At 56.1% G+C, this 24159-nt stretch carries 20 protein-coding genes; 4 read left to right on the top strand and 16 right to left on the bottom strand.

Annotation, left to right across the window (positions count from 1 at the left end):
* From AC1Y2B_RS19795 to AC1Y2B_RS19760, 8 genes are all read right to left on the bottom strand, one after another.
* Positions 1-1518, bottom strand: a complete 1518-nt coding sequence (locus AC1Y2B_RS19795; protein WP_482254846.1) for an aldehyde dehydrogenase family protein — start codon at positions 1516-1518, stop codon at positions 1-3.
* Position 1519: 1 nt separating this feature from the next.
* On the bottom strand, positions 1520-2287 hold the full coding sequence (locus AC1Y2B_RS19790) for an enoyl-CoA hydratase/isomerase family protein (protein ID WP_482254845.1): 768 nt from the start codon (positions 2285-2287) through the stop codon (positions 1520-1522).
* On the bottom strand, positions 2284-3855 hold the full coding sequence (locus AC1Y2B_RS19785) for an acyl CoA:acetate/3-ketoacid CoA transferase (RefSeq protein WP_482254844.1): 1572 nt from the start codon (positions 3853-3855) through the stop codon (positions 2284-2286). The genes AC1Y2B_RS19790 and AC1Y2B_RS19785 overlap by 4 nt, the downstream gene beginning before the upstream one ends.
* A gap of 428 nt (positions 3856-4283) precedes the next feature.
* Positions 4284-5204: a stealth family protein gene (locus AC1Y2B_RS19780; protein WP_482254843.1), complete on the bottom strand. Its 921-nt coding sequence runs from the start codon at positions 5202-5204 to the stop codon at positions 4284-4286.
* 541 nt (positions 5205-5745) lie between these two features.
* Positions 5746-6177 (bottom strand): DUF6641 family protein, encoded by a 432-nt coding sequence (locus AC1Y2B_RS19775; RefSeq protein WP_482254842.1) that lies wholly within the window; start codon positions 6175-6177, stop codon positions 5746-5748.
* A 270-nt stretch (positions 6178-6447) separates the two neighbouring features.
* Positions 6448-6762 carry an H-NS histone family protein gene (locus tag AC1Y2B_RS19770; protein WP_482254841.1) on the bottom strand — a complete coding sequence of 105 codons (315 nt, stop codon included), beginning with the start codon at positions 6760-6762 and terminating at the stop codon, positions 6448-6450.
* Between the two features lie 132 nt (positions 6763-6894).
* A complete protein-coding gene (locus AC1Y2B_RS19765) occupies positions 6895-7965 on the bottom strand; it encodes a hypothetical protein (RefSeq protein ID WP_482254840.1) in 1071 nt (356 codons plus the stop codon).
* Between the two features lie 252 nt (positions 7966-8217).
* Entirely contained in the window at positions 8218-8496 is a 279-nt protein-coding gene (locus tag AC1Y2B_RS19760; RefSeq protein WP_482254839.1) for a DUF6626 family protein, read from the bottom strand.
* An 88-nt stretch (positions 8497-8584) separates the two neighbouring features.
* On the opposite strand from AC1Y2B_RS19760, the gene AC1Y2B_RS19755 reads away from it, so the two are divergent.
* Positions 8585-8779 carry a hypothetical protein gene (locus tag AC1Y2B_RS19755; protein ID WP_482254838.1) on the top strand — a complete coding sequence of 65 codons (195 nt, stop codon included), beginning with the start codon at positions 8585-8587 and terminating at the stop codon, positions 8777-8779.
* Between the two features lie 832 nt (positions 8780-9611).
* Here the strand turns inward: AC1Y2B_RS19755 and AC1Y2B_RS19750 are convergent.
* Entirely contained in the window at positions 9612-10460 is an 849-nt protein-coding gene (locus AC1Y2B_RS19750) for a hypothetical protein (RefSeq protein WP_482254837.1), read from the bottom strand.
* A 197-nt stretch (positions 10461-10657) separates the two neighbouring features.
* Here AC1Y2B_RS19750 and AC1Y2B_RS19745 point away from each other — a divergent pair, with 197 nt between their 5' ends.
* Positions 10658-12412 carry a hypothetical protein gene (locus tag AC1Y2B_RS19745; RefSeq protein ID WP_482254836.1) on the top strand — a complete coding sequence of 585 codons (1755 nt, stop codon included), beginning with the start codon at positions 10658-10660 and terminating at the stop codon, positions 12410-12412.
* Positions 12413-12417: 5 nt separating this feature from the next.
* Positions 12418-13758: a hypothetical protein gene (locus AC1Y2B_RS19740; protein WP_482254835.1), complete on the top strand. Its 1341-nt coding sequence runs from the start codon at positions 12418-12420 to the stop codon at positions 13756-13758.
* Between the two features lie 99 nt (positions 13759-13857).
* Here the strand turns inward: AC1Y2B_RS19740 and AC1Y2B_RS19735 are convergent, their stop codons facing one another.
* The 5 genes from AC1Y2B_RS19735 to AC1Y2B_RS19715 all read right to left on the bottom strand — a co-directional run bounded on the left by AC1Y2B_RS19735 (position 13858) and on the right by AC1Y2B_RS19715 (position 20662).
* Positions 13858-14781, bottom strand: coding sequence for a hypothetical protein (locus AC1Y2B_RS19735; protein ID WP_482254834.1), 924 nt, complete (start codon positions 14779-14781; stop codon positions 13858-13860).
* Between the two features lie 31 nt (positions 14782-14812).
* On the bottom strand, positions 14813-16393 hold the full coding sequence (locus AC1Y2B_RS19730) for a restriction endonuclease subunit S (RefSeq protein ID WP_482254833.1): 1581 nt from the start codon (positions 16391-16393) through the stop codon (positions 14813-14815).
* Entirely contained in the window at positions 16390-17712 is a 1323-nt protein-coding gene (locus AC1Y2B_RS19725) for an N-6 DNA methylase (RefSeq protein ID WP_482254832.1), read from the bottom strand. Before AC1Y2B_RS19725 ends, AC1Y2B_RS19730 begins: the two co-directional genes overlap by 4 nt.
* A 3-nt stretch (positions 17713-17715) precedes the next feature.
* A complete protein-coding gene (gene hsdR, locus AC1Y2B_RS19720; RefSeq protein WP_482254857.1) occupies positions 17716-20166 on the bottom strand; it encodes an EcoAI/FtnUII family type I restriction enzme subunit R in 2451 nt (816 codons plus the stop codon).
* A gap of 175 nt (positions 20167-20341) precedes the next feature.
* Positions 20342-20662, bottom strand: coding sequence for a DUF3768 domain-containing protein (locus tag AC1Y2B_RS19715; protein ID WP_482254831.1), 321 nt, complete (start codon positions 20660-20662; stop codon positions 20342-20344).
* 319 nt (positions 20663-20981) lie between these two features.
* Between AC1Y2B_RS19715 and AC1Y2B_RS19710 the strand changes: the two genes are divergently transcribed.
* On the top strand, positions 20982-21560 hold the full coding sequence (locus AC1Y2B_RS19710) for a tyrosine-type recombinase/integrase (RefSeq protein ID WP_482254830.1): 579 nt from the start codon (positions 20982-20984) through the stop codon (positions 21558-21560).
* A gap of 893 nt (positions 21561-22453) precedes the next feature.
* Here AC1Y2B_RS19710 and AC1Y2B_RS19705 read toward each other — a convergent pair.
* Together AC1Y2B_RS19705 and AC1Y2B_RS19700 are read right to left on the bottom strand one after the other, a co-directional pair.
* The gene (locus tag AC1Y2B_RS19705; protein ID WP_482254829.1) at positions 22454-22837 is read right to left on the bottom strand and encodes a hypothetical protein; all 384 of its coding nucleotides are present in this window, start codon (positions 22835-22837) and stop codon (positions 22454-22456) included.
* Between the two features lie 52 nt (positions 22838-22889).
* The gene (locus tag AC1Y2B_RS19700; RefSeq protein WP_482254828.1) at positions 22890-23660 is read right to left on the bottom strand and encodes a hypothetical protein; all 771 of its coding nucleotides are present in this window, start codon (positions 23658-23660) and stop codon (positions 22890-22892) included.
* Positions 23661-24159: the final 499 nt, after the last annotated feature.

Raw genomic sequence — 24159 nt, 5'->3', positions numbered from 1 at the left:
CTACGACGTCTTGACCCATGCGGCACGCGTGCGGCCAACCCGCATCGCGACACTCTTCACCTCAAGGAACTCCTCCAGTCCGTATGACCCAATTTCCCGACCGAGGCCGGATTGCTTCATGCCGCCGAAGGTGACTTCGGGGAAGCCGTCCATCCAGGTGTTGGTCCAGATCGTGCCCGCCTGCACCCGCCGTGCGAACGACAGGCAGGTGTGGACATTTTCACTCCACACTCCGGCGGACAGGCCGTATGCGGCGTCGTTGGCCAGAGCTATGGCCTCGTCCAAAGTGCGGAAGGTCAGGACGGACAGGACGGGGCCGAAGACCTCTTCACGGGCAATCGCCATGTCGGCGGTAACGCCCGTCACCACGGTCGGAGCGTAGAATTGACCACTCAGGCCCGGAACCTGCAGGGGCGCCCCCCCAAGGACCACGCGGGCGCCAGCCGTTTCGGCCTGCCGGACATAAGCGTCGATCTTTGCGTTGTGTTCCGGGGTGACGATGGCCCCGACCTGTGTGTCAGGATGCAGCGGGTCGCCAAAGGCAACCTTGCGCGACAGGGCGACCACACGGTCGGTGAACGCTTCTGCGATATCTGCGTGCACGATGATCCGGCTGCCGGAATTGCAGCACTCCCCGGCGTTGAAGTAGATGCCGAAGGTCACGGCATCTGCGGCACTATCCAGATCAGCGTCGGGGAAGATGACCTGCGGGTTCTTGCCACCCAGTTCCAGGGCGACCTTCTTCAGGCTCTTGCCTGCTTCGGCGGCGATGGCGCGGCCTACGGCGCTGGATCCGGTGAAGGTCACCATATCGACGTCAGGATGGCTTACCATCCGCGCGCCAACCGGCTGACCGTAGCCCAGCACGATGTTGGCCACGCCATCCGGCAGCCCGGCCTGAACCAGCAACTCGCCCAGCATGGCGGTGGTCGAGGGGGTCAGTTCCGAGGGCTTGATCACGCAGGTGCAGCCTGCTGCCAGCGCAAAGGGCAACTTCTGGCTGAGGATCCACATGGGGAAGTTCCACGGCGTGATGATCGACACGACCCCTCGCGGTTCTTTCAGCACCATGCCCAGCATGTCGGCACCAAGCGTGTTGTGGCTGTCCCCTTTCTGGGTGCGCGCCAAGGCAGCCGCATAGCGCCATAGATCCGCCGAGCCCGCCACTTCACCGCGGGCCTGCGTGATCGGCTTGCCAGTTTCCAGGCATTCCAGCAGGGTCATTCGTTCGACATTGGCCTCGATCAGATCAGCCACCCGCAGCAAGATCGCGGCACGCGCCTTGCCGCTGATCGTAGCCCAACCGGGAAGGGCGGTGCGGGCTGCGGCCACGGCGGCATCGACTTCGGCAGGGCCCCCTTTGGCGGCGCGGCTGACCAATTTCCCATGGGCCGGAGAGATCCGTTCGGACATCGCCCCATCTGCACTGTCGCGGAACTGGCCTGCCATCATGTGGCGGGCGACAAAAGCTTGCGGCAGGGCGGTGCCTGTCGCACCGATCAGGGTCAGGTCATCCATCTTATTCGCCTTTGAATTCGGGTTTGCGCTTGGCTCGGAAGGCAGCAACACCTTCGGCCTTGTCGGCGGTGGCGGCGGTCATCCCCGACCCCAACGCCTCGATCATCGCTGAGGAGTCCTCGCCCACACCGGCGTGGATCATGTACTTGGCCACTTCGGTTGCGCGGGGAGAATTCGACAGGGCACGTTCGACGATCTCCATCGCGGCGGCAGCGGCATCTTCGGCCACTTCCGCAGCAAAGCCCAAGGCCAGCGCCCGTTCCGCACTGAGGCGTCGGCCAAACAAGACCATCTCCTTCAGCACCGCCTCGGGCAGCAACCGCGCCAGCCTTTGGGTGCCTGACCAACCCGGAACGATGCCGACACCGGCTTCAGGCATGCCGATCGTGGCCTTGGGCGACATCACCCGGATATCGCAGGCCGAGGCAAGTTCCAGACCCCCGCCCACCGCAAAAGCCTCCAGCACCGCGATCGTCGGTTTGGACAGACGCGCCAGTTTGTCGAAGATCCGATGCCCCTCGCGCACCCAGACGCGGGCGAACTCTGCAGGCGACAGATCGCCCCAAGCGGTGATATCCGCCCCCGCGCAAAAGGCTTTGGAGGCTGATGCCGACACCAGCACGAAACGGATATCCGGATCACGGTCAATCGCCTCCAGATGGGCGTCCAAGGCTTGCAGCATCGGCACGGTCAGCGCATTCAGCTTGCCCGGATTGTCCAGCCGCAACTCGGCAATCTCGCCATGGCGAAGGAGAAGGACATCACTCATGGCTGCCACCCCATCTTGCCGTGCGTCAACAGGGACAGCGGCATCAGCTTGGCATCTGGCGCGACCTTCACCCGGCCCTGACTGGCCGCCACGATGTCGCGCTCGGGGTTGATCCCCGGCATGATCTCTGTCGCAACCAGACCCTCGGCGGTCAGCCGGATGACGCAGCGTTCGGTGACGTACAGCACCTTCTGCCCCTGCGCCACGGCCCTGCGCCCCGAGAAGGTGACGTGTTCAACCTTCTCGACCATCTTGGTGAACTTGCCGGGTTTGGCAACTTTCACCCCCTGCTCGGTCAGGACAATTTCAGCGCCGGCCTCGAACCAGCCCGAGAAGACGATCTCCTTGGCATGGGCGGTGATATCGACAAACCCGCCGCAACCTGCCGTCAGGTAAGGCTTTTTGCCGAGTTTGGAAACGTTGACGTTGCCCTCTACATCCACCTCCATGAAGGACAGGAAGCACATGTCAAAGCCACCGCCCTGGAAGAAGGAAAACTGGTTGGGCGAAGGCATGAAGGCGTCGGCATTGGATGCGCAGCCGAAGGCGAAGCCGGTCAGCGGCATGCCGCCCACGGCACCCTGCTCGATGGCCCAGGTCACGGCCTGCGGGGCGCCCTCCTCCAGCAAGACATAGGGCACCATCGCGCTGATACCGAAGCCAAGGTTGGCGGTCATTCCTGCCGAAAGCTCCATCGCGGCGCGGCGGGCAATGATTTTTTCGACGGAGTGCGCGGCGGGGGCGAAGGTGTCCCACGGGCGCATGATCTCTCCCGAGATCGCCGGGTCATAGGGCGTCTCGCAAGTCTGCTTCTGATCGGGGTCAAGCACGATCAGGTCCACCAGATGCCCCGGTACTCTTACGTCATGCGGCCGCAGGGATCCGCGCGCCGTCACCCGCTTGACCTGCGCAATCACCAACCCGCCGTGGTTGCGGGTGGCAATCGCTTGGTCGAGGCCGCCGAGGTAGGCGCCCTCGTGTTCATAGGTCAGGTTGCCATGCTCATCCGCCGTGGTGGCGCGCAGGATGCAGACGCTGGGGATGATGTTGGGGAAGTGCAGCCAGGTCTGGCCGCCAAACTCCACCCGATGCACAATCGGCTCCGCCGCGCCCTTGGCGTTCATCGCACAGCCTTCACGGATCGGATCGGCGAAGGTCTCAAGTCCGACCCGCGTCAGAACCCCCGGCTTCAAGGCGGCCACATCGCGGTGCATGTCAAACATGATGCCAGAAGGGACGTTGTAGGCTGGGATCCGATCCTCGGTCACCATCTTCCAGATTTCCGGCATTGGCAGGTTGGAACTGCCGGACGGGTAAGACCCGGCCAGAATACGCTCCAAGAGCCCGTCCTGCGCCAAATGGTCAATCCCCTTCACACCATACATATCCCCCGCCGCAATCGGGCTGAGGGCCGTGATGCCCTTGGGATGGCCCTCTTGCCGGAACCGCTCACCAATCGCCCAAAGCATCCTGTCCGGGCAGCCCAGGGCCGAGGAGGAGGAGATCGTGATCACCGCGCCATCCGGAATGCGGGAGGCCGCCTCTTGCAGGGAAACCAGCTTGCTCATCAGAACTGCCCTCTTCACTTGGCGCATATGGGTGACCCGGTCGGCTTGTTCGGTCCCGCCTCAGGATACTCGCGATTCCTTCACGAAGGATCGTTCCAAATGAACTACTGGAACGTTCTATAGGCTGTCAACCCGGTGAAACCCGCGGCACTAGAAGTCTGCTGCGTCGGCAGATGGTGCAGGTGCCATTCGACATCGGGCGACAAGCGTGGAGCCATTCGGTGGCCGGCTCCAAGGGGAGCTTGATCAAGGCAACTGTCTGGCAACCCAGTTCCCAAGCCCGCCAGCGGCCCGGCAGGCATTCAATCTGCGGGATCTGTCCAACGGCCCCGAAGCCGCCTTTGCGATGCTGGCCGCTGCTTTAGCTGATGACGCGTCAAGAATTTCAAAATAGCACGGGCCGCCCGGACTGAAACTTGCGCACTGACCTAAGAGCCAGCGATTTCCGGGAACGCGAACCGGCGGTCAAGATGATAGATCGCATCGGGATAAGTCTGAACCAAATTGGCGAAATTGTTGATGCAGCCCAAGCGGATGCCGGGCGCTAGAAGTTTTTCCAGTTGTCGTCTGGCGGCCTCGAAATCCCCCTTCGGGCTATTTCCCGGATCGATCATGTGCCAATCCTTCCCGGACCGAACAAGCGCCCGCCCCGTCTTGATGGCAATATGCTCCACAAGTGTCGACATCAGGATTTGCGAGCTGTCCCGGAACCGGAAGCTGATGTTCCTTTCAAACAGATCCGGGTTTTCACGAAAGAAATCCTCGACGATTGATTTCAATACTGGGTGGCAAACATGGGCCGATTTGAAGATCCTTCCGGGTTTGGCGCCGACTATCTGCGCCGCGTTCATCCTATGCTGCGGATGAAGTCCCTTGGTTTCAAACGAGTCGACAAATGTTCCCCTGAGCACCAAGCCATCCGGTGTGAAGAAGTCTTCGGGTCGACAGGGAGCCAGCAGAAGAAAGTCGTCGTTGAAGTAGATGAAACGCTCTGCAAGGCCCGGAATGCGATGAAGGGCCGCTTCAATTGAAACAGAGTTGAAGGTCGGCAGTTTGTCCTCGTGACCCCGGAAGATGACCTTGTGGTCGACGATTTCGATCCGATCCCGCAGTGACGTGTTCAGATCGAATAGCTTGGGTGACTGATTGTCCGTTACAATCCAGATCCTGCGGACCCAAGGCGCAAACTTCCCAATCGACCGAAGACAGTAAAGCACCTCGTCGCTTTGGATCCAAAGCCCCGGGGCATAGGCCTCGCCCTTGGTCTGCGGCCCGACGTGCTTTGCCCTTTTTGCAATATGGGCGGGATCTTTGCCGTCAACCCAAGTTATGACAACATCGATTTCCATAGGTTTAGGACCACATCATCGCTTTGATAATACTTATTTTTCAGACCCGAAACGCCAGTTGGCCTCCAGATCACAGAGGAGGCGATGCTAGGCCTGCAGGCGTCAAAAGGCCAAGGGGCCTTTGCCGCGGCTCCTGAGCGCGTCACAAAACTGTTGCCGTTCTGTCACAAAATTTCAGTCCAGAGCTTGACCACTGCCGCATGCTGAGGGGGGCGGATTGTCAATTCAACGCCGCCCTGAATTGGTAGCCCTGTCATGCACATTCAAAAGGTCAGGAGGCTAGCGAAAGAAGGGGCCGGCAAGATTGCCAAGCCCCTGTATTCGTCAGATCAAGCCAGTTTGCCATGGCAGTGCTTGAACTTTACGTACAAGCGTTTTATTACACGAAAACAATGACTTAAGACTCCTGCATTTCGCTGCCAATGGTCTGCATTTTGTACCGGTAGCAGTCCTGCGCATCACAACCCACTGTATTTGCTGGCGTTTTAGACCCTGTCTAGACCTGCGTCCTGTATAGCCCTTGGTGATCACACCTCTGCGTTCAACTGGTCTTCGACTTCTTGCGCACCACACGTCCTTGCAGAACGCTGATCGCAGCATCCAACTCGCCCTCACGCACAGCGTCCATCACCGTAACAATGACGCCTTCCAGCTTGTCCTTGCCACCAACAGCGACCGCCGTCTTGCCCGGAGCCAGTTCGATCATCTTGTTGCCGTAGCGCACGACAAGAAAGCAGCCGCCCTTGCCGTCATCACGCCACCAACGGTTGACCCGTTTCACACGCTCTGTCAGCGCCTTGCTGCCGTCATCTTGCTTGATCCAACGCTTCGTGCGCACCACGAACTTGTCGTCACGCGCCAACGCAAGCTGCTGTTCCAGTTGTGCCAGCAGCTTTTCGCGCCGCACAAGCTTGGGATCGCTGGCCACCTGCTTTGGCGCAACCATCAAACTCAGTGCTTTAAGCCCACTCATCTATGCCTCCATAACATGTTGTACTTGCGTCAACATGTTGTCAGCACAGCATTTTTCCCACCGAAAAGACGGTCAAGCCAATCAGATTTCTGTCAACAGCAGGGATGAAGCAGACGCATCTTGGTATTTGGAAATGGTGTAGACGTTTGCGTCTTCGCGCAACGCTGGGATTGCTTGGTCGGTATCCCAGTCGCGGCGCACGGCGAAGGCGTGCTGTAGGGGCTGCTGCGAGCGTCTTATAGACCAACGCAGCAGCTGCCCTGCCAAGCCTCAGATGGCCAAGTCTTCAGGTGACTTGCCAGCAGCGATTGCAGCGGTGAACCAGCGGGGCTTGCGACCACGTCCGCTCCAAGTCTCGGCGGCATTTTCCGGATGCCGGTACTTGGCGACAGCAGGTGCACGGGTGCGCTTGCCGGTGGCGTCGGCGGCGAATAGCTCTGCCAGATTGAAGCCCAGTTCACGGGCTTTGGTTTCCAGCTCAGCACGAGCCTTGGCTTTGGCGCGATCTTCAAAATTCGCGATGGCAGCTGTTACATCCTTTGACAGCTTCTTCAGCTCAGCCAAGGTCAGCGTATTCAAGTCCATGTGTCTCTCCCGGCGCACTCGCGCAAATGTCGTTTTGTTTATTGGGGCTCTTGCCAGCCAGTGACAAGCATTATCGTCCGGCTTCAAAGAGAACCGACAGGAATATGCACAGTATTAAGAGTGACGTCCAACTCAAAAGATATCGCCATAACCTGTGTTAAGAACCAAAACGGATGCCAGCTCAGGTGTGAGGCGGCGGTCATGCCCCAATGCCATTTCCGTAATGCCGCGCAGCCGCAACAAGGCCTCGATGTCCTGACGATCTTTGGGAACCATGCGGCGATTGCCACGGGCATGTACGCCTTGCAGCGCCCATAGTTCACGGCGACCATGATGATAGCGCTGCAGTTCAACGATTGTGCCGGGGAATTGCTTGGAGATGTAGAACGCCGCACGCCCAACCGCAGCCCGAAGCACATGGTCAGCAAGGCAGTTGCGGTACTCCTTGCCGATGCTTGCAAAGGCAGTGGCATCCTTCAAGGCAACAAAAGACGGGTGATCATCCAGTGGCCCTGCAGGCAGTCTGTCGGCTTTGCGCGCGACCAGCTTTTCCGCCCAATCGCGAAACACCACCTCAGTCAGATCACTTGAGACGACCAAGATGTCTTCTTGTGTGATCGGCGTGGAAGAAAGGCCTTGGACATACCGCAGAATGCCGTTGGCCGTGTCGGCGCAGGCTTCGCTGTCAAAGAGATGTGCCAACTCCGGATGAACTAGCTCTGCATCCAGCCGCGCAAGGCCGCAGACAAGCTCGGAGTTCACGGTGGATGCGTGGCGCAAGGCCAGCGCCCGCTTGCGCTTCACTGGATCACTGCCCGGCTGTAGCAGGTTTAGCAGCACCTCATAGTGGCCGGGATCATCAAAGGGTTCACCTTCCATCTTGCCCAATGCCGTAGCCAGTCCGGGAATGCCACCAAGGCATTTGCGCAGGACTGACCTGATCGTCTCGTGAAACAGATGACGCATCGCATCAGCAGGATCAGCGGCAGCAAAGTCTGCTTGTATGTCCCGCGTGCTCTTGCTGGCCAGTACGGCAATCACTGCCGCACGACGAAAATCCGTGGCTCGATGCAAGGACACGACCACCGGATAGCCCGTAGCGTCGTCATGATCGAGCGCCACTCGTAGGGCCCAACCAGATAGAGGTGAAGCGCGATGGCAAAGATAGTCCTGCAATCGTCGCTCAAATGCTGCCTCGTCCATGGCGCGCCTCCCACAATCCCTGTGCGCAGCTATGTGGTCGATGCCCTACAAGGCCAACCGAAACGATGCCTGTCATGCTCCGGCCTTCGCACAACGACTTTTCTTGGGCTTGGCATTCTAGCCTGCTATCAAGCCAACCATCGCTGATTGCCAAGCAAACGCCCCGATGTTTCCAGCGCTCAATGATATTGATGTTCAATCAAGTAACCTCCGTGTTCGTGTATTTATACAGCACAAACACAGGCAGATTATTCATCGCCGAACCCCGGTGGACAACAAGGCATCAAGACAACCCTTGGCCAAAGTGCGCAAGCTGTCTCGCTTAGCCCAAGGCATTTTGACCTCCAAGCTGTCTGCGGACCGCAGTAGGCGAACGGCACAGGTTGCCCATACTTGCGCACTGGGATCGCGCTGTTTTGCGCGTAGACATCGCAGGTAACTACGCTCACGGCCAAGCCAGCGCACGCTGAATTCATCTGTAGATAAAACCGCGCCCAAATCCTTCATCTGTTCAAATATTTCCTCAATCATATCGCCTCCAATTTAGGAAAATCGCGGACTGTGCTGTATAAATACACACACAATTTCCGTGTATTACTTATCTCAATAGGAGCATTAATTGACCAATACCAATACCACAAAATATTTTCCCAAGAAGGCCAGCGCAGGATCACAATACGTGGCAAATCGCTGGAAAAAAGCACCGTCTCTCAAGGGTTTAAAGGGCTGCAACAGCTTTGGTGCGGCTAGTGAAGGGAGAACATACACGAAAGCGGAGCGTGACGCTTGGGCACTGGAACATGGCTACCAATGAACAGGGCGCAACAGCTCAAAGAGGCCCTGAAAAACTGGGGCAATGGCCCAAAATTTCAATGGGACATCTGTGTCACGTGGCACGTGCCCAATGACATGCGGGATAGAGATAGCGGTTGGGACGATAGGTGGCTTGAGTGCGAAATGCGGAAGTATTTTAACGCGGTTGACCGTCGCATCTTTAAAGCTGCACATAAAAACAGAGGCGAAAGACTTGCACGGTGGATAACGTTGGAACGAGCGGGCGGTGTGGGCTGGCACAGTCATGCGCTCCTCAAGACCCCACCCCAAATGTCACACCAAGACCTAATTGATCTACTACTTCGATTTTGGCACAAACACTGCAAGATGAAGAATGCATCCTGTTTTCAGTCTTACCTATTTAAGGCTGAATTGGTGAAAGCCGACTACTTAGGCTACGCTATCAAGGGAACTTGCGAACTAAACGAAAACGCAAACGGTGTGTTCAACGCACACAATACTGTACTTCCAAAGCTATAAAAACACTGCGAAGTGGATTGTACCACTATAAAAGCACAGCGTCACAGTGTATGCATTGGTCGAGAACAGCAGCAACGGAAGTTGCTGCTGTAGCCTTAGTATTGGATAATTAAATACTTCAACTCAAAGCTTACTGCGTTAGGCCTTTACCTTACTGTTGTAAGAACGCTTTATTCAAACAAGAACTAGCGTAGGCAACGCGAGCACGATAGTGCGATGCTGACAAGCTAGTAGGTCGTGCGCAAGCACGCCTCTGTGTTATCGTTCAATACATCAAGCGATGGGTAGCTAGCCTACTCATACACTATAATAGTGTATCCATACCTTGATGATCACTCGTCTGTGGCAACTGCGTTTTTCTTTTTACTGCCTCTTTCGCTCTTAGCTGCCTTTTTCGCGCGAGCTTCTGAATAGTTTGGGAAACTACCGGTTAGGGCATTTTGCATCATTTCTTCTGCAATAACCAATAATTCATAGCATCGCTTTCCGTACTCAATTTTCTGATCTTCAGAAACGCCGCGCAGCATTTTATCAATGGGAATGTTTCTTTTGTTTGACGCGATATAGTTTAGTTCCCAAAGTGGCCTGTTGGTCTCATTACTTAAGTCTACTTGTTTCATCTTCCAAAGATCCAAAATTTGTTGATAGTTGACACTTCTAGATCTGTGCCTTGGGTTTATCTTCAGTGGAGCAGTGCTTGCTTTGTGGCGCTTAAATTCTGCATTCTCATGAAAGTGATCAAGCAAAACGTCAATCTGAGCGTGAATCAATTTGCGGGATATACCTAAAGGTAAATTTATCGAGAGAAATTCATGTCGATTTCTTAAATCGTCATGATACTGATCGGCGTCAATTCTTATCTTTGGAACCTGTTGTTCTCGAAATGCCTCTGCTCCGCCTCGCTCCCACCATTCTACGAATGACCCGCGAAGGTCGCCAAAGGCGTTTAATGTATTTGCCGCCCTCGGGCCCACTGCTAGTATTGCTGTGTTATCAGGAATATCTTCATTTGCCTTCATGAAGCGCCACCACCATTCATAGAGAGTTCCATTTGGTCCATCTATCCTATGGTTCCAAATTTCTTTGTGAAGGTCATCAGGAAAGCTTTGGTCCATGTCTTGATTGAACAAGGTGACCCTATCTAGCGGGGTCAATCCAGTGGGCGCAGGACGTCGTGCCATGATGCTTCCTCCGAGCAGTGCCAAGGTCGGGAGCAAGACTACACCAATTCGCGCTTAAGCAAGCAGTCTTAACACAGTTTCGTCCAAGGCTCTTCTTCTCTTAATGGGGCGACCAGAACCGTCGAAACCGCGTTGTGCCAGCCATCCGCGCTTCACCTGGTCAGGCGGTTCTTCCAGCAACACACAGGAGAACCTTGATGGAAACGGATTATCTCAAGTTGGTCGCAGACCTTCAGGCCCGGGCCAGCGCTGCCGTCGCGTCGTTCCACGGCGTACGCATTTCGTTGTACAAAACCCTCGCGGCAGCTTGCTTGCTGCACCGCCAGATTATGAAAGATCAGCCCGAACTGCTGGCGGATGCCTATGCAGCTGCACGGATCGGCTTTGTGTATCGCGACGACCAGATGTCGCTGTATCGCCCTTTTTTGCGCCTCATCTATAAGATCGACAACGCAAAAGGCTATATGAATAACAAGGTTGGCGACTACGCAGCGGCACTCTGCGAGATGGAAAAGCAGGTCGATAGCAATCCCGACTTCTACGAACTGGAAGGCGAAGCTCGTCTGGCACAATTCATCGAGAACGCGGGTGGCATCCATGCCCTTGCTCGCAAGCACCGCGGCGAACCGATCCCGGTCAATGACGACGCCGACGTCGGCACCTGCACCGACCAAGACAATGGTAGCGGTGACGATCAGGACGAAGATTCCTCGAAAGACCATGATGACGACGGTGACGACAAACCCGACCCCGTCGAATTCAAGAAGCGGGCCGAAGAAGCAAGCCAAATCCTGTCTGGTGATACCATTGTCGGCATTGGCACCCTGACGCCTGTTCGCCCGGTGAACGTTGCAGAGTCCGGTCTTGTGGTCCTTGTCGGCATGATGCGTGCTGACGGCCTCATCAAAATCGTCGGTGCCACCTCTTCAAAAAAGGTCCTCGACCATGCCGTTGTGGCCGCCGTCGTCAACCAGTCGGCTAGCGTTCCGGCCGATCTGGCGCTGATCGCCGAGGTTGTTTGTGTGAAGAAGTATCCGGACCATGCGATGCCCCCTGTAGGCCAGAAGCGCGAAGATTGGCTGGATAAGCGTTTCTTTGACAAAGCGGTCGCGAAAACCGCCAACGACAACGCAGCGATCAGTGATCCCCTGACCCCGCCGCGCAAGCTCGTCATCGACGATGCGTCTGGCACGGTGCAATATACCAACGTGGGCTATGACCGTGGCGTTGTTGTCAGTTGCCGCCCGACCACCAAGTTGGTCATTACGGGCAAGAACCTTGTCATGCGCCACGACCAGTGCATGCAAGTTGAAGGGGTGATCGACAATGGCTTGGAGTACCTCCGCTCGCAATGCGCCAACACCAATGGTCCGCTGCCCCCGCAAGTGATCGAGACCGTCGACCTCTTGACTAACAAGACGCATGCATTCCGATTTGAAGAGGCGGCTATTGTCGACGGCGAAGAGGAAGGCCACTCTCACTTCAACTTTGACGGATTCCGCTCGTCGTGGAGCACCTTGATCGACCGTGTTTGGATCGAGCGCCTCCGCAAAGATCTGGTCACCGACTACTTCAAAACGCTGGGTGCGAAAAACCAGATCAGCCGTGAAAACAACCGCGTATGGAGCATCAACGTTGCTAGCGATGCCGTGACCTTCGGGTACAACGTCGATGCAACCGGAGTTGCTGCAACCGACCAATTCACTACTGCCGTGAGCTTCGCGGCCAATGTTAACAATTTCCTTTCGGAAGTGCGCGCCAAGGACATCGCACCGATCCTCTATCGTGTGGCCGATATGGACCTGCGCGGACCGGTTACGCTGGCAGGCAACGACCAAGCCATCGTCCTGCAGTTCGCGACTTCCAAGGGCGAATACTGCATCGCCATCCCGACCATCGGTGCGAACAAAAACGCACCGATTGCCCCCTCCCTGTTTTGCAAAAAGGTTTGAAAAGCATGTCGATTGACCTTGGCCAACGCGCCGCAAACTATGCGCTGTACACCCCGTCCGCTCAGGTCGGCGCAGCCGAAGCTGTCACGAAGCCGGACCATAAGCTGCGTGAGGGCCCGCTGCCTGCGGGCCTCACCGCACGGTCCTTGGACTACTTTTGGTCCAAGAACCCCATCTGGCACTACCCTTATGTCTTGGCAACCGCTGGCCATTTCAAAAACGCCAAAGCAGCAAACGCCATCACCAGCCGTACCAGTGGGACTGTTTTGGTCGGTGATTCTTCCGGCTTTAACCTGGGGCAGGGTAGTATGCCTGAGACCAAGGCTTGGATGAAATACGTAGAGAAACCTACCGAAGTCATGCGCCTGTTTCGGGAAAGCAGCATCAAGGCAGACGTGCTGCACTGGCTTGAAACCAACGCTGACCTCGCGATGGTCTTGGACGTCCCGCTCTGGGCGGCAGGGATCAAGGCAAGCCCCTTCTGCAATTTCACCGACGCGCAGCTGTTGACCTTGTCTGTTGAGAATTTTGAATATTTTCAGGAAGAAGCTGGAAAGTTCCGTAAAGTCAAATACCTGAATGTGCTGCAAGGCACGACCATTGAAGTCGAGGAACAGTGGTTTCAGACGGTCAAGCGCTTTAAGTTCCACGGTTATGCCTTTGCTGGACACGTTGGGCAGATGGGCGGCATCTATCGTGTTCTGCGCCGTATGCTGCTGTTGCGTGATCTGGGCCTGCTTGCGCCGCCGAACAACAACTTGCACATCCTGCGCCTGAGCCGCCCTCGCTGGGCACCGATTCTCACCGCGATCCAGCGCACCGCGCGTGAAACCATCAACCCTGACTTCACCATCACGTTCGACTCTTCCAGCCCATACAAGATTGGGGGGATGACCAGCCAGTACGCTTCGCTGACCAACTATGGCAAGAACCTCGATAACGGTTGGTCGATCAAGAACCATAAGGCTCCGCTTGGTTACGGCTTTGCAAACATGGCCGACCCCTTCCCTCTGAATGTGCCCCACCCGCAATACATGCCGGTGGCGATGGACAGCCCGATTGCCAGCCTGTTGACGGTCAAAGACATCAACTACAATTCCGGAAAACGTGCCGTGCGCACTGTTGACCGCTTTGGCGATGCAGTCCTCGTGAACCACAATTGCTATATTTACATTATGGCGACGATCTTGGCCAACGAAGCTGTCTTTGGCGATACGCCCACCGCGCCGGAATCGATGATGGAGGCCGTGAAGGTGATCGGCGACCTGTTCCATGCCAAGAACTGGCAAGCGATGCTGGACGACAAACGCGCACTGCTGGCAAGTGTGGTGGGCGACAAGCAGTAAGGCGATACACTATTATAGTGTATCGTCGGTATTATAGAGGGCGGCGGCTTCCTGTTTCTTGCAGAAGTTCAGCAAGACAAGGTGATCTTTGACAACGCGTCACGTCACAACCTGAAACAACGGGACGAGCGCCGCCCTATATCTTTCCACCTGATCGGCCATCCAGTCGATGATCTCTCCCCAAGACTCCGTCGCCTCGTGGCCTTTTGGAAAGGTCTTCAGCAGGAAATAATCGCCGCGACCGGATGGGCCAAGCGCAGTGCCCAAGGCGCTTTCTAGGATTGTACGGTGCGGTTCTAGCAAGCTAGCGATGTCTTCTGGTCCCTCGCTGCGCCCTGCCCGCACGTAGATGCCGCTCTCGTTGCGCGCCAGATAGATCGAGATGTCGGCACGGGGTGCTGTGCCCACGGTGATGTAGTTGTTGGAATAGCGGTACGGCCTGACGCCCAGATCGGCCATAGCGGGCTGTCGTTCAAGGAAAGCCTTCCAGAACGCCTGTTTGACATCGTAGTAGGCGGACCCCTCGCTGGTGGCGGACTGTTTGATCTGCCGGTCCCAGTTGTTCGGCTTCTCCACCACTTCGAAAATCGGGGCGAGGGGGCTGCTGGCGATTTGGACGACACGCAGGCGGACGGCGAAGAAAGAGAAATCGTCCGCCGTGTGTTCGTTTAGCCAGCGGATTGCTGACAGGTGCTGTTCGCGAAACGAGGGCGCAATCCAGACGATCACCTTGGCTTCAAGACCGGCGAGATAGGTCATTACCTGCCCAAGATGGCCGTGATCGCTGTCTTCCAACTGGTTCTCGATCAACACGACCGTGCCATCAATCGCGTTGCGGGCCAGAATGTCCGCCGCATAGGGGCCGACGGCGGCCTCTTTGGCGACCAGTTCCAACGAGATGCCGATGGCGTCGCCAAGGTGGTCGATGTTGCTCGCCAGCCAAGGCGTGAAATCGCGGGCCTCGTTCATCCACGCACTGCGCAAGGGAATATCGCGGAGGCGGCCAAACTCGACTTCTGTCACCAGACCGTCTCCTCTGTCTTGAAGGGGATGCTCATTCTGCGGCCTCGGCGAGGTCGGTTGCAGGGTCCAGCGCCGCGTGCAGCAGGGCGTCGAGGAGGCGCGTTCGGGTGGCCTCGGCTCCAGCTAGGCCCGCTTCCAGTTGGTCGCAGAGCGCCATCAGGGCATCAACCCGCGCCACGATGCGGTGTTGCTCGGCGAGGGGTGGGATGCAGACGACCTTTTGCTCAAAATCACTCATCGCAAAGTGGCCATGCGTTGATTGGGTAATGTTTTCAATGGTTCGATTCAGATAGGTGATTAGCATATGCTCGAATCGTCCATTCATAATTTCGCCATACGAACGAATGCGCCACATGTTCTGGTTTAGAAGTGCGGGCAAAATGTTTCTTGAAACCACGGTGGTTTTACCGATTGTGCCACCAACCATAACCATCAGAATTTCGCCTTCCCGCAACAGAAACTGCGAAATCTTCTCATCGATCTTTTCAGCAGGGTAGAACTTTGCATCGGAAAAGTCGAATGCGCCGGATCGGTCAAAATTGACAACCCTCAGCACTAGAACGCCCTTGTCGCTGTAAGTTGGGCTTTGAAATGCAAAACCTGTTTTGATCGAGAAGACCTCTCCAAAACGTTGCCATTGCCAGCTCGCGGGTGAAATGAACTGTTCTTCCTCCTGGGAGACGGATGGAAAGGTTGTCGAACGTTTTCGTGCAATCAAACGCGCCTTTGCGATCCGCTTCATCAACTCCGATGCCGGTTCATCCGTCGCATCCTGCTCCACCAGTTTCCCGCGCACGGCGAGGTTCAGGATGGTTTGGCGCAGGGTTTTGATTTGGTCGGGGCGGGTGGTGAGGTGGGGGAGGGTTTGCAGGGCGAAGTGGGCGGCGGGTTGGAAAGCTTCGGGGTCGGTTTGGGTCAAGCGGTTCAGGGTTGCGGTGGTCAGTTGGTCGCGCAAAGCCTCTCGCCCCGCCCGAGCCTGCTCCAGCCGGTCCAGCAGGGCCATAAGTTCATCCACCTTCGCCACAATGCGATGCTGCTCAGCGAGGGGTGGCACCATTACAGGAAGCGCATAAGCATCGGCGCGGCTCAACCCCGGCTTAACACCCTTTCCAAGACCATCCAGATTCAGACTGGCAAGAAGACTGTGAAGGTACCGCAGGGACAGGAATGGAGGAATTTCAACAAAGTATGCCACATCCGTCGTCCATGACGGACCATCGCAAATATTCAGGGCTCCCGCTGATCCCTTACGCCCGACAACAATCGACGGACGTTCCGTCAGTGCAGAACTCGTAAAGCCAACGATGCCGTTTGATCCGAAAATCGGAACAGCACCAGCGTCTTGACGCAGTTTGGCGTCGAGTCCTTTGCCATACCTAAGCTCGATAATGTCTCCGAGTTTCGCAGCTACCCAGTTCTTGATTTGCACGTCTTGAATCGGTCGCAACTTCGCAAGCTGTTTGACGAGTTCCGTCTCGGGCTTCTCTGCTGCATCTTGCTCCACCAGCTTCCCGCGCACGGCGAGGTCCAGCACGAAGCGGCGCAGGCGGGAGATGGCGTCGGGGGACTCGGCCACGCGGTCGTAAAGGTCCAGCAGTTGGTCGGCGTTCATCGGGCCCCCGAATCTCGCAAGAGGGCCTCGGTCAGAATGGCTTTGAGCTGATCGCGGAGGGAGGTGACCTCGGCTTCGGCTTGGGTCAGGCTTTGCAAGAGGTGTTCGGGATCGCCGCGATCTTCCTCCACGGCATGGGGATTCTTGAAGTCGAGGTTGTAGCCGCGCGCCTTGACCTCGGCTGCCGTAACGCGCCAGGCTTGCGGGCCTTCCACTCGCCCCTCACGCTTGGCCCCGCCCCACCAGGCGGCGCAGGCGTCCAGATGCTCCAGCCGGATCGGCTTGGTCATGGAATAGGCCTTCTGACCCTCGGGCACCTTGTGTTCGTAGTACCAGATGTCTTGCGTGGGCTGGCCCTTTTCAAAGAACAGCAGGTTGGTGCCGATGGAGGCATAGGGTTTGAAGACCGAATTGGGCAGGCGGACGATGGTGTGCAGGTTGCATTCGTCCATCAGGTGTTCTTTCAGCCGGGTCTTGATGCCCTCGCCGAACAAGGAGCCGTCGGGCAGGATGATGTCGACGCGTTCGTCCTTGGTCCAGCTGACGAGGGGGCGGGCCAGGGTGTTGTCGTGGCGGACGAAGTTCGGCTCCTCGATGCCATGCAGCAGCATGTTGGTGACGCAGAGCATGTGGGGCAGCGGCTTTTTCTCGACGGCGCGGAGGGAGGCTTGCATCAGCGCCTCATCCTCGGGGCGCTTGACGTAGCGGTCGCGCATGTGGCGCATGGCGCAGGTCAGGAAGCCGCCGGTGCCGCAGGCGGGGTCGAAGAGGATTTCGCCAGGGCGCGGGTCGATCTGCTGGACCATGAAGGCGGTGACTGCGCGAGGGGTGTAGTATTCGCCAGAGTTGCCGGCGTTTTGCAGGTCGTTGAGCAGCTGTTCGTAGATGTCGCCGAAGTGCTGGCGTTCGGTGAGGTTGTTGAAGTCGACCTCGTTGATCTTGTTGACCATCTGCCGCATGAGTTGGCCAGACTTCATGTAGTTATAGGCATCCTCAAACACGTCATGGACGACGCGGGCGCGGGGAGAGCCGAGAATGGTCAGGGCTTTCAGGCTGGGAAACAGGTCGCCATTGACGAAGTTGAGCAGGGCGTCGCCGGTGATGCCTTCAGGGTCTGCCGCCCAAGCGCGCCATTGCAGACGCGACGGGATGGGCGAGGTGTAGGCGTCTTTGGTCAGTTCCAGTTCCTGATCCTGATCGTCGATGATCTTGAGGAAAAACATCCAGCAGAGTTGGCTGATGCGCTGTGCGTCGCCGTCGACACCCGTGTCCTTCCGCATGATGTCTTGGATGGATTTGACGAGGGTGCGGACGGACATGGATCAGGCGCTTTCTTCATAGATGGCGGATTGCAGGTCGTGGACGGCCTGTTCGAAACCGGGTCTGCCACCGAAGGCCCGGATCAGTTCGACAACGCTACCCATGCCGGTGAAGGGGGAAATCTTCAAGACTCCGGGGTCATCAAGGTTCATGACGCCCTCGTCAGCGTATTTGTCGAGGAGAGCTTCGAGGACGGCGCGGGCTTGCGGGCCGTATTTGGTGAAGACATCGCGTTTCTTCACGCTGTCTGCCCGTTCGCGCCGAGTCAGCGGTTTGGCATCGAAGGCGATGTGGCAGATCAGATCGAAGGGATCTAGGTCTTTGCCCAGTTCGGCTGCAACTAAGTCTAGTGGCAGGCCCTCGGCTTCCAGTTCATCGAAGACTGCAGACTTGCGCCCTTCAGTTTTCCAGCGCTTCAGGAAATCATCGAGGCTGGCAAAGCGGCGTTTGAGTGCCTTGCGGGTGTAGTCGCGCAAACTTTCGGTGACGAGCTTGCCGTTTTCGTCAAGATATTCGACCCGTTCTGCCACGATGGTTGCGCCGACGCCGTCAACGTAAATCTTGCGGATGGGACCCCCACCTGTTGCGACGAGCGCAGCGGCAGGATCGACCAAAACAGTCTGCTCGCCGGTGTCGGGTGTGCTACCATCGCTGCCCTCGTCATCGATTTGGGGTTCATTTTCTGGCGGCGTGATGGGATCATCTGCACCGGGGGTGTAAATCTGTACCGGATCGCCATCGAAATCCGGGTCTGCAAAGTGGTTTGTGGCCCCCCGGAAATCCATGACGGTGAAGTAGAACTTGCGGGTGTCTTCGTGAACCCGCGTGCCGCGCCCAACAATTTGCTTGAACTCGGTCATCGAACCCACTTCGCGATCCAGCACGATCAGGCGGCAGGTCTGGGCATCAACCCCGGTCGACATGAGACGCGATGTCGTCACCAGCACGGGATAGGCGGATTCCGGGTCGATGAAGTTGCCAAGCTGATCCAGCCCGTCCTTGTCGTTGCCAGTGATGCGCATGACATAGCGGTGGTTGACGGCGACAAGATCAGCATTCTCGTTGATTAGCGCCTGACGCATCCTGGCCGCATGTTCCTGATCAACGCAGAAGATGATCGACTTCTGCATCCGGTCGCCGCTTTCCTTCAAGAAATCCGACACCTTTTTCGCAACGATCTTGGTGCGGTCGTCCAACACTAGCGTTCGGTCGAAGTCCTTGTTGTTGTAGATGCGGTCCTCGACCTCTTGCCCATCACGGTCAAGCTGCCCTTGTTCGGGGCGATAGCCGGAAATGTCCCGGTCAATGTGAACCTTGATGACCTTGTAGGGCGCAAGGAAGCCATCCCGAATGCCCTGCCGCAAAGAGTATGCGTAAACAGGCTGCCCGAAATAAGCGCTGTTGGACGCATATTCAGTTTCTTTGGGCGTGGCGGTCAGCCCGATCTGGGTGGCTGATGAGAAGTGATCGAGGATTTCGCGCCACGCAGCATCGTCGGCGGCGCTGCCCCGATGACACTCGTCGATGACGATCAGGTCGAAGAAGTCGGGCGAGAACTCACGGTAGATTTTCTGGCTCTCGTCCGGTCCCGTAATGGCTTGGTAGAGGCCGAGATAGATTTCGTAGGACGGGTCAATCCGGCGCTTCTTGTCTAGCGCAAGCGTCAGCTCTGTCTTGCTGCCGTCAGCCCGTTCGATAGTCTTGGCTTGGGTCGAAAGCTTAGCCATCTTGCCCGCAAAGGGGCGAAAGTCGTTGACCATCGTTTGGTCGATCAGGACGTTGCGATCTGCGAGGAACAGGATGCGCTTCTTCTTGCCAGCCTTCCACAACCGCCAAATGATCTGAAACGCGGTATAGGTCTTGCCCGTGCCTGTCGCCATGACAAGCAAAACCCGGTCCTGCCCTTTCGCGATGGCTTCAATGGCGGCATTGACCGCGTTCACCTGATAGTAGCGCGGTGCCTTGCCGCTGCCGTCGTCATAGTAATCTTGCAGGGCAATGTCCGCTTCACTGTCCGACAAGCCCTTCCACTTCTGATACCTGGCCCAAAGCTCCTGCGGTGATGGGAACTCGTCGAGGGCCAAAGTGACTTCCGGCTCAGCACTTTGTCCGGTGCGATCATGGAAGACAAAACCATCCCCATTGGAAGAGAACACGAAGGGGATTTCCAATGTCTCAGCATAGTCTAGCGCCTGCTGCAGCCCGCCGCCGATTGGCTGCGTGTTGTCCTTCGCTTCGATTAGCGCGAGAGGGATGTTCGGCTTGACCGAAAGAATATAGTCGGCCCGCTTGCCCTTGCCGCGACTGACCAGCTTGCCCCGCACGATGATGCGGCCCTTGGTGAAACTGACCTCTTCGCGAATTTGCGTGATCTCGTCCCAGCCCGCCTGACGTAGCGCCGGGGTTATGAACTTGGTGCAGATGTCCCGCTCACTCAGAGCATGCTTGTCCATCGCTAAGCTGCCTATGCTCCACCTGTGCTGCGGGATCGGCAAAACCGAAATCCATTCAATCCTCTGACCTTAGTCGGCCATCACCGATTACCGCAAGGCTTAACGCTGCATCTGTAAGGGGTCACGCGACCAGTTGGGTGAAATGGATGGCAAGTTGTCGAAGGACGCGACTGGCCTAGTACTCTTCGCCAAGCATGATGGTCAGCACGCGAACGGTTACGGTCGGATCGGTGGCATCTGGTGAGGCCATGTGCATGTCGACGTCGTAGTAGTCGAATTTCCAGAACACAGTCTGCCCGATAAACCGCAAGCTGCCGAAGTCGTGTTCCCCATAGGGATCGTTGTCGGGGCTGAAGCTGTCGAAGTTTCGAACCAGCTTCAGCAGTTCACCGATGCTCGGCAACGACTGGACGCCTCGTGTGAGCATCACTCTGCAGCCTGTGAATGTTGTTCGCGCTGCATCGTTCAACGCTTTGATCTTTTCCGCATCGTCCATCTTTAAGACCCTGAATTACCATCATATTCAGGATTTTGTGGTCAAAGGATGCGATGGACAACCAAAGCGACTGCCTTCATGGTAATTTGGTGGATGTCGAAAAAGCTCGCCTCGACCATCCGGCAGTTGAAGCTTTAAGCAGCAAGAGCATCGAAATCCGCCCGCCAACAAGAAATGTTATACAATATGTAATCCTTAACATTTGCGTTTTTCATCTAAGCAGAACAATAGGTTAAGTCCGCCAATCATTCCGGTCGTCCAAATTAATGTGTGACTTTATAATACAGTACACAAGACCACACATTTTGGGGCGCAGACGATGAAACAGGCCAAAATTCTCAACGCAGCTGAACTGAAGCGACTGGCGGCGGTGATCGACAGCAAGCGGCACGCGGTACGCAACCACACAGCAGTAGCGTTGAGTTTTGGGGCTGGTCTGCGTGCGTGCGAGATAGCAGGGCTGACGGTGGGCGATTTGTTTGAAGCGAACGGCACCGTGCGCGACAGCTTCTACTTGTCAGCGGACAAGACCAAGGGCAGCGAAGGCAACACGGTGCTGGTCAGCAAGCGACTGGCAGCTGCGCTGCGGCGCTACGCGACCGCATACCCAAAACGTTTGGCGTTGCTTACAGCACCTTTGATTTTCAGCGCGAAAGGCGGCGGCTTTACTGCGCAGACGATCGTCAACTTGTTTGCAGGGCTGTACAGCGCGGCGGGGATCACAGGTGCAAGCTCCCACAGCGGTAGACGTCAGTTTGTCACGGGGTTGGCGGACAAGGGGATCAATCCCCGCGTTATCCAAGTGTTGGTGCGGCACAAGCATTTGAACACCACCATGCACTACATTGACGTCAACGAGAACAAGTTGCGCAAGGCGGTTGAGATGGTTGACTACTGACAGCACCAGCCAGAGCATTCACTATTTTGGTGCAGTACGCCTTTGAGTTTTGCTGCCGTATCCACGGCGGAAACGTCACAGGCAAGTCCACGAGCTCACCCATTGAAATACAAATAGAAATATTTGGATCCACGCCAGCATCCTAAGTTCTCTTGATATAGCGAATATAGACCGAAACAACAGCGCGGCAAAGCAAAGTTGCTGCTCTAGCCGCGACATAGATAGACGCCGTAAACAGTAGTCCTATAACTCGCAAGAGCGCCGCTCCAACAGCATCGTCTAACTTTGTAGAGTAGTTCATCTTGATGGAGCTGCGCATCATGTGGCTTTTAGGCGGGGACTTAGCAGTCTTGGTTAATCTATTAGTGGATTTGGAGTAACTGGGCTTCGGCATTTGCGGTTTGGACGCGGGTTTTGTTGTCTTCGCGTGGCCTAACGTCTTGGACGTCCGCGTAATATAGCCATCAGCGCCCTTACGAGTTGTCGTCTCAACTGAGGTCCCATTGGATTTTTGAGTGTACGCAACTCGCGAGTTTGTACCAGTCTTGTGGCTTACAGTTTTTGTGAATTTACCATTGGAATTCGAAGTGGTTGTAAACCGTGTGCCATCCGAACCTGTGCTGCTACGGCGTTTGAAACCCAAGTCTCTTGCTCCTTTTCCTCTTGAACTCGTAGCTTCAACTACGCAGTAAGCGTCCTATGCAATACATACCATGGAATCATCATGGTCCGCTTGAGCGAGTTGATCGCTCACGGCCCTATTCGATGCTGGCATAGATTGCATCACTCGAAATAGGCCGCATATTGTCAGTTGTGTTAGCATTGTGGCTGCGCATGGCGCAGCCACAACGATATTGCGGCAAGTTAGAAGGTTAGCTTCGACCTACCCCCAATTAAATTTCAAAATCTGGATCATCACGATAGGCATACTTTTGCGCTGTTTCGAGCTGCAGTAAATTTGGAGTATATCCCAATATAGCTGGTTGGCCGTCTTCATCCATGAAATATGCTTCAAGAACTGATACGGCACTTGATCCTGGAATATACTCCACATCCAAGAAGATGGCACCTGGCCCACCCTCAATCCAAGAATCTTCGTCGCTAAACGTGCTACAGACTTGCCAAACTATGCATTGCTGGTCCAGCCAATCTGTCACTGCTGAGACATCTGCATATATAGTCTGAGGCACATCGTCCTCTCCTGTGAGCTCAAGGAAAAGGACGTCACGACCAAGGCGGCGTGCAATAGCATCAATCGATTCAATTATCTCGGCCATGGCGATCGTATCTCCCACATCAGGCGCTTATATTATGTTTATTTCGGTCCAGTCATTTGGAGTCAGCAACTAGTTTTCGAAGGGTGTTTCCAAGCTCTGTGAAAATGGCGTCCTTTACGCCAAACGCGGTTGGGTGCTTCACAGAAAAGAATGGCATTTCACCGCTAACGCACGATACACCAAAGGATTGCCCTTGCGTCCATTCGACGTCAGCGCCAGCGATCGCCTTCCAATGGCTTAGGTAAGAAGCGCCGTAGAAAATGACCGCCTTTGGTTTGTGCTTTTCGATCAGATGTCTCAATGTAGCAATGCGAGCTGGGAGTAGCTCGTCCATATAAGCACTGCGTGATTGCATATAGTCGATCTGTATCATGTCGCTATAGGGCCAAATCGCGAGGTTGCGGGAGGGAAGCGGCATCAGTTCCAAAAGGCAGATTTTCGTGTTTGGCCTTCCCAAGAAATCGCGCTGGTAACGTCGTACGGCTTCTGCATCCGTCTCTGCTAAGGTTGCCCCGCATGCAATCAGAGTCGACCTGATGATTTGGCGCCAAGTGCGCTGGATCGGCGGGCGTTCGGAGGAAAACCAGATGCTTGGCTCGCCTTCACGCACGATATTTATCGTTGGGGAGCAGCCTTCGGCTTTCCAGTTTTCCAACGTTCTTAGCAAATGTCCCAAACTGGTTTCTCCGCCCTCCTCCATTCCGACAAACCAAAGTGGAGCGCTCAAGTCTCCGTAGCCGAAGAATTCGGTGACAAAGCGATGAAAGAGATTGATGTCGAGGTGGAAATCGTTTCCAAACTGTTCGGCCTCGGATTTCGTCAAGATACCCTCCAACTTACGACCAAAAAGTAAGCTTGATTATACCATGGAAGATCGTCACGCTTTGGAGCGCAAAGGATGTGCGCGAAAATCTTAAGATGGCCCATTGTGTGACGCTCGGGTGGCCCAACCATTTGAAATGCTGCCTTGCGCCTTATCGTTGTCAGTGAGAACAAACACGGACATGGGACTGAGACTCATGAATGTGCAGAGTAGCGCATGCACTATTATAGTGCATGCCGCCGACCCATCCAGCCCGCCTCGTTTAGTTCCCCAGCGCCGTAGCGAACGTCACGGGAGTTGCGTGGCTGCCGTAGTACAGTTGGATTATCTCAACGCTTGTGCCCATGTTCCGTAATCGACCGATTGCTACCGCAGGGGTTGGCCCTTGACGCGGGCAATGATGTCGGGATCTGTGACGAAGTCCCTCAGGAAGTCGTGCCAGTCTTTGGTGGATCGTCGGGCAGCGGCCAGCATGTCTTTGATTTCGCTGATGCCGTCG

It is taken from the genome of Stagnihabitans sp., assembly GCF_964946895.1.
This window is presented reverse-complemented; position numbering and strand designations above follow the sequence as displayed.

What these genes read in the sequence shown, in the direction of transcription:
- AC1Y2B_RS19795 (WP_482254846.1), bottom strand. Translation starts at nt 1,518, where the DNA reads ATGGATGACCTGACCCTGATCGGTGCGACAGGCACCGCCCTGCCGCAA.
- AC1Y2B_RS19790 (WP_482254845.1), bottom strand. Translation starts at nt 2,287, where the DNA reads ATGAGTGATGTCCTTCTCCTTCGCCATGGCGAGATTGCCGAGTTGCGG.
- AC1Y2B_RS19785 (WP_482254844.1), bottom strand. Translation starts at nt 3,855, where the DNA reads ATGAGCAAGCTGGTTTCCCTGCAAGAGGCGGCCTCCCGCATTCCGGAT.
- AC1Y2B_RS19780 (WP_482254843.1), bottom strand. Translation starts at nt 5,204, where the DNA reads ATGGAAATCGATGTTGTCATAACTTGGGTTGACGGCAAAGATCCCGCC.
- AC1Y2B_RS19775 (WP_482254842.1), bottom strand. Translation starts at nt 6,177, where the DNA reads ATGAGTGGGCTTAAAGCACTGAGTTTGATGGTTGCGCCAAAGCAGGTG.
- AC1Y2B_RS19770 (WP_482254841.1), bottom strand. Translation starts at nt 6,762, where the DNA reads ATGGACTTGAATACGCTGACCTTGGCTGAGCTGAAGAAGCTGTCAAAG.
- AC1Y2B_RS19765 (WP_482254840.1), bottom strand. Translation starts at nt 7,965, where the DNA reads ATGGACGAGGCAGCATTTGAGCGACGATTGCAGGACTATCTTTGCCAT.
- AC1Y2B_RS19760 (WP_482254839.1), bottom strand. Translation starts at nt 8,496, where the DNA reads ATGATTGAGGAAATATTTGAACAGATGAAGGATTTGGGCGCGGTTTTA.
- AC1Y2B_RS19750 (WP_482254837.1), bottom strand. Translation starts at nt 10,460, where the DNA reads ATGGCACGACGTCCTGCGCCCACTGGATTGACCCCGCTAGATAGGGTC.
- AC1Y2B_RS19745 (WP_482254836.1), top strand. Translation starts at nt 10,658, where the DNA reads ATGGAAACGGATTATCTCAAGTTGGTCGCAGACCTTCAGGCCCGGGCC.
- AC1Y2B_RS19740 (WP_482254835.1), top strand. Translation starts at nt 12,418, where the DNA reads ATGTCGATTGACCTTGGCCAACGCGCCGCAAACTATGCGCTGTACACC.
- AC1Y2B_RS19730 (WP_482254833.1), bottom strand. Translation starts at nt 16,393, where the DNA reads ATGAACGCCGACCAACTGCTGGACCTTTACGACCGCGTGGCCGAGTCC.
- AC1Y2B_RS19725 (WP_482254832.1), bottom strand. Translation starts at nt 17,712, where the DNA reads ATGTCCGTCCGCACCCTCGTCAAATCCATCCAAGACATCATGCGGAAG.
- hsdR (WP_482254857.1), bottom strand. Translation starts at nt 20,166, where the DNA reads ATGGACAAGCATGCTCTGAGTGAGCGGGACATCTGCACCAAGTTCATA.
- AC1Y2B_RS19715 (WP_482254831.1), bottom strand. Translation starts at nt 20,662, where the DNA reads ATGGACGATGCGGAAAAGATCAAAGCGTTGAACGATGCAGCGCGAACA.
- AC1Y2B_RS19710 (WP_482254830.1), top strand. Translation starts at nt 20,982, where the DNA reads ATGAAACAGGCCAAAATTCTCAACGCAGCTGAACTGAAGCGACTGGCG.
- AC1Y2B_RS19705 (WP_482254829.1), bottom strand. Translation starts at nt 22,837, where the DNA reads ATGGCCGAGATAATTGAATCGATTGATGCTATTGCACGCCGCCTTGGT.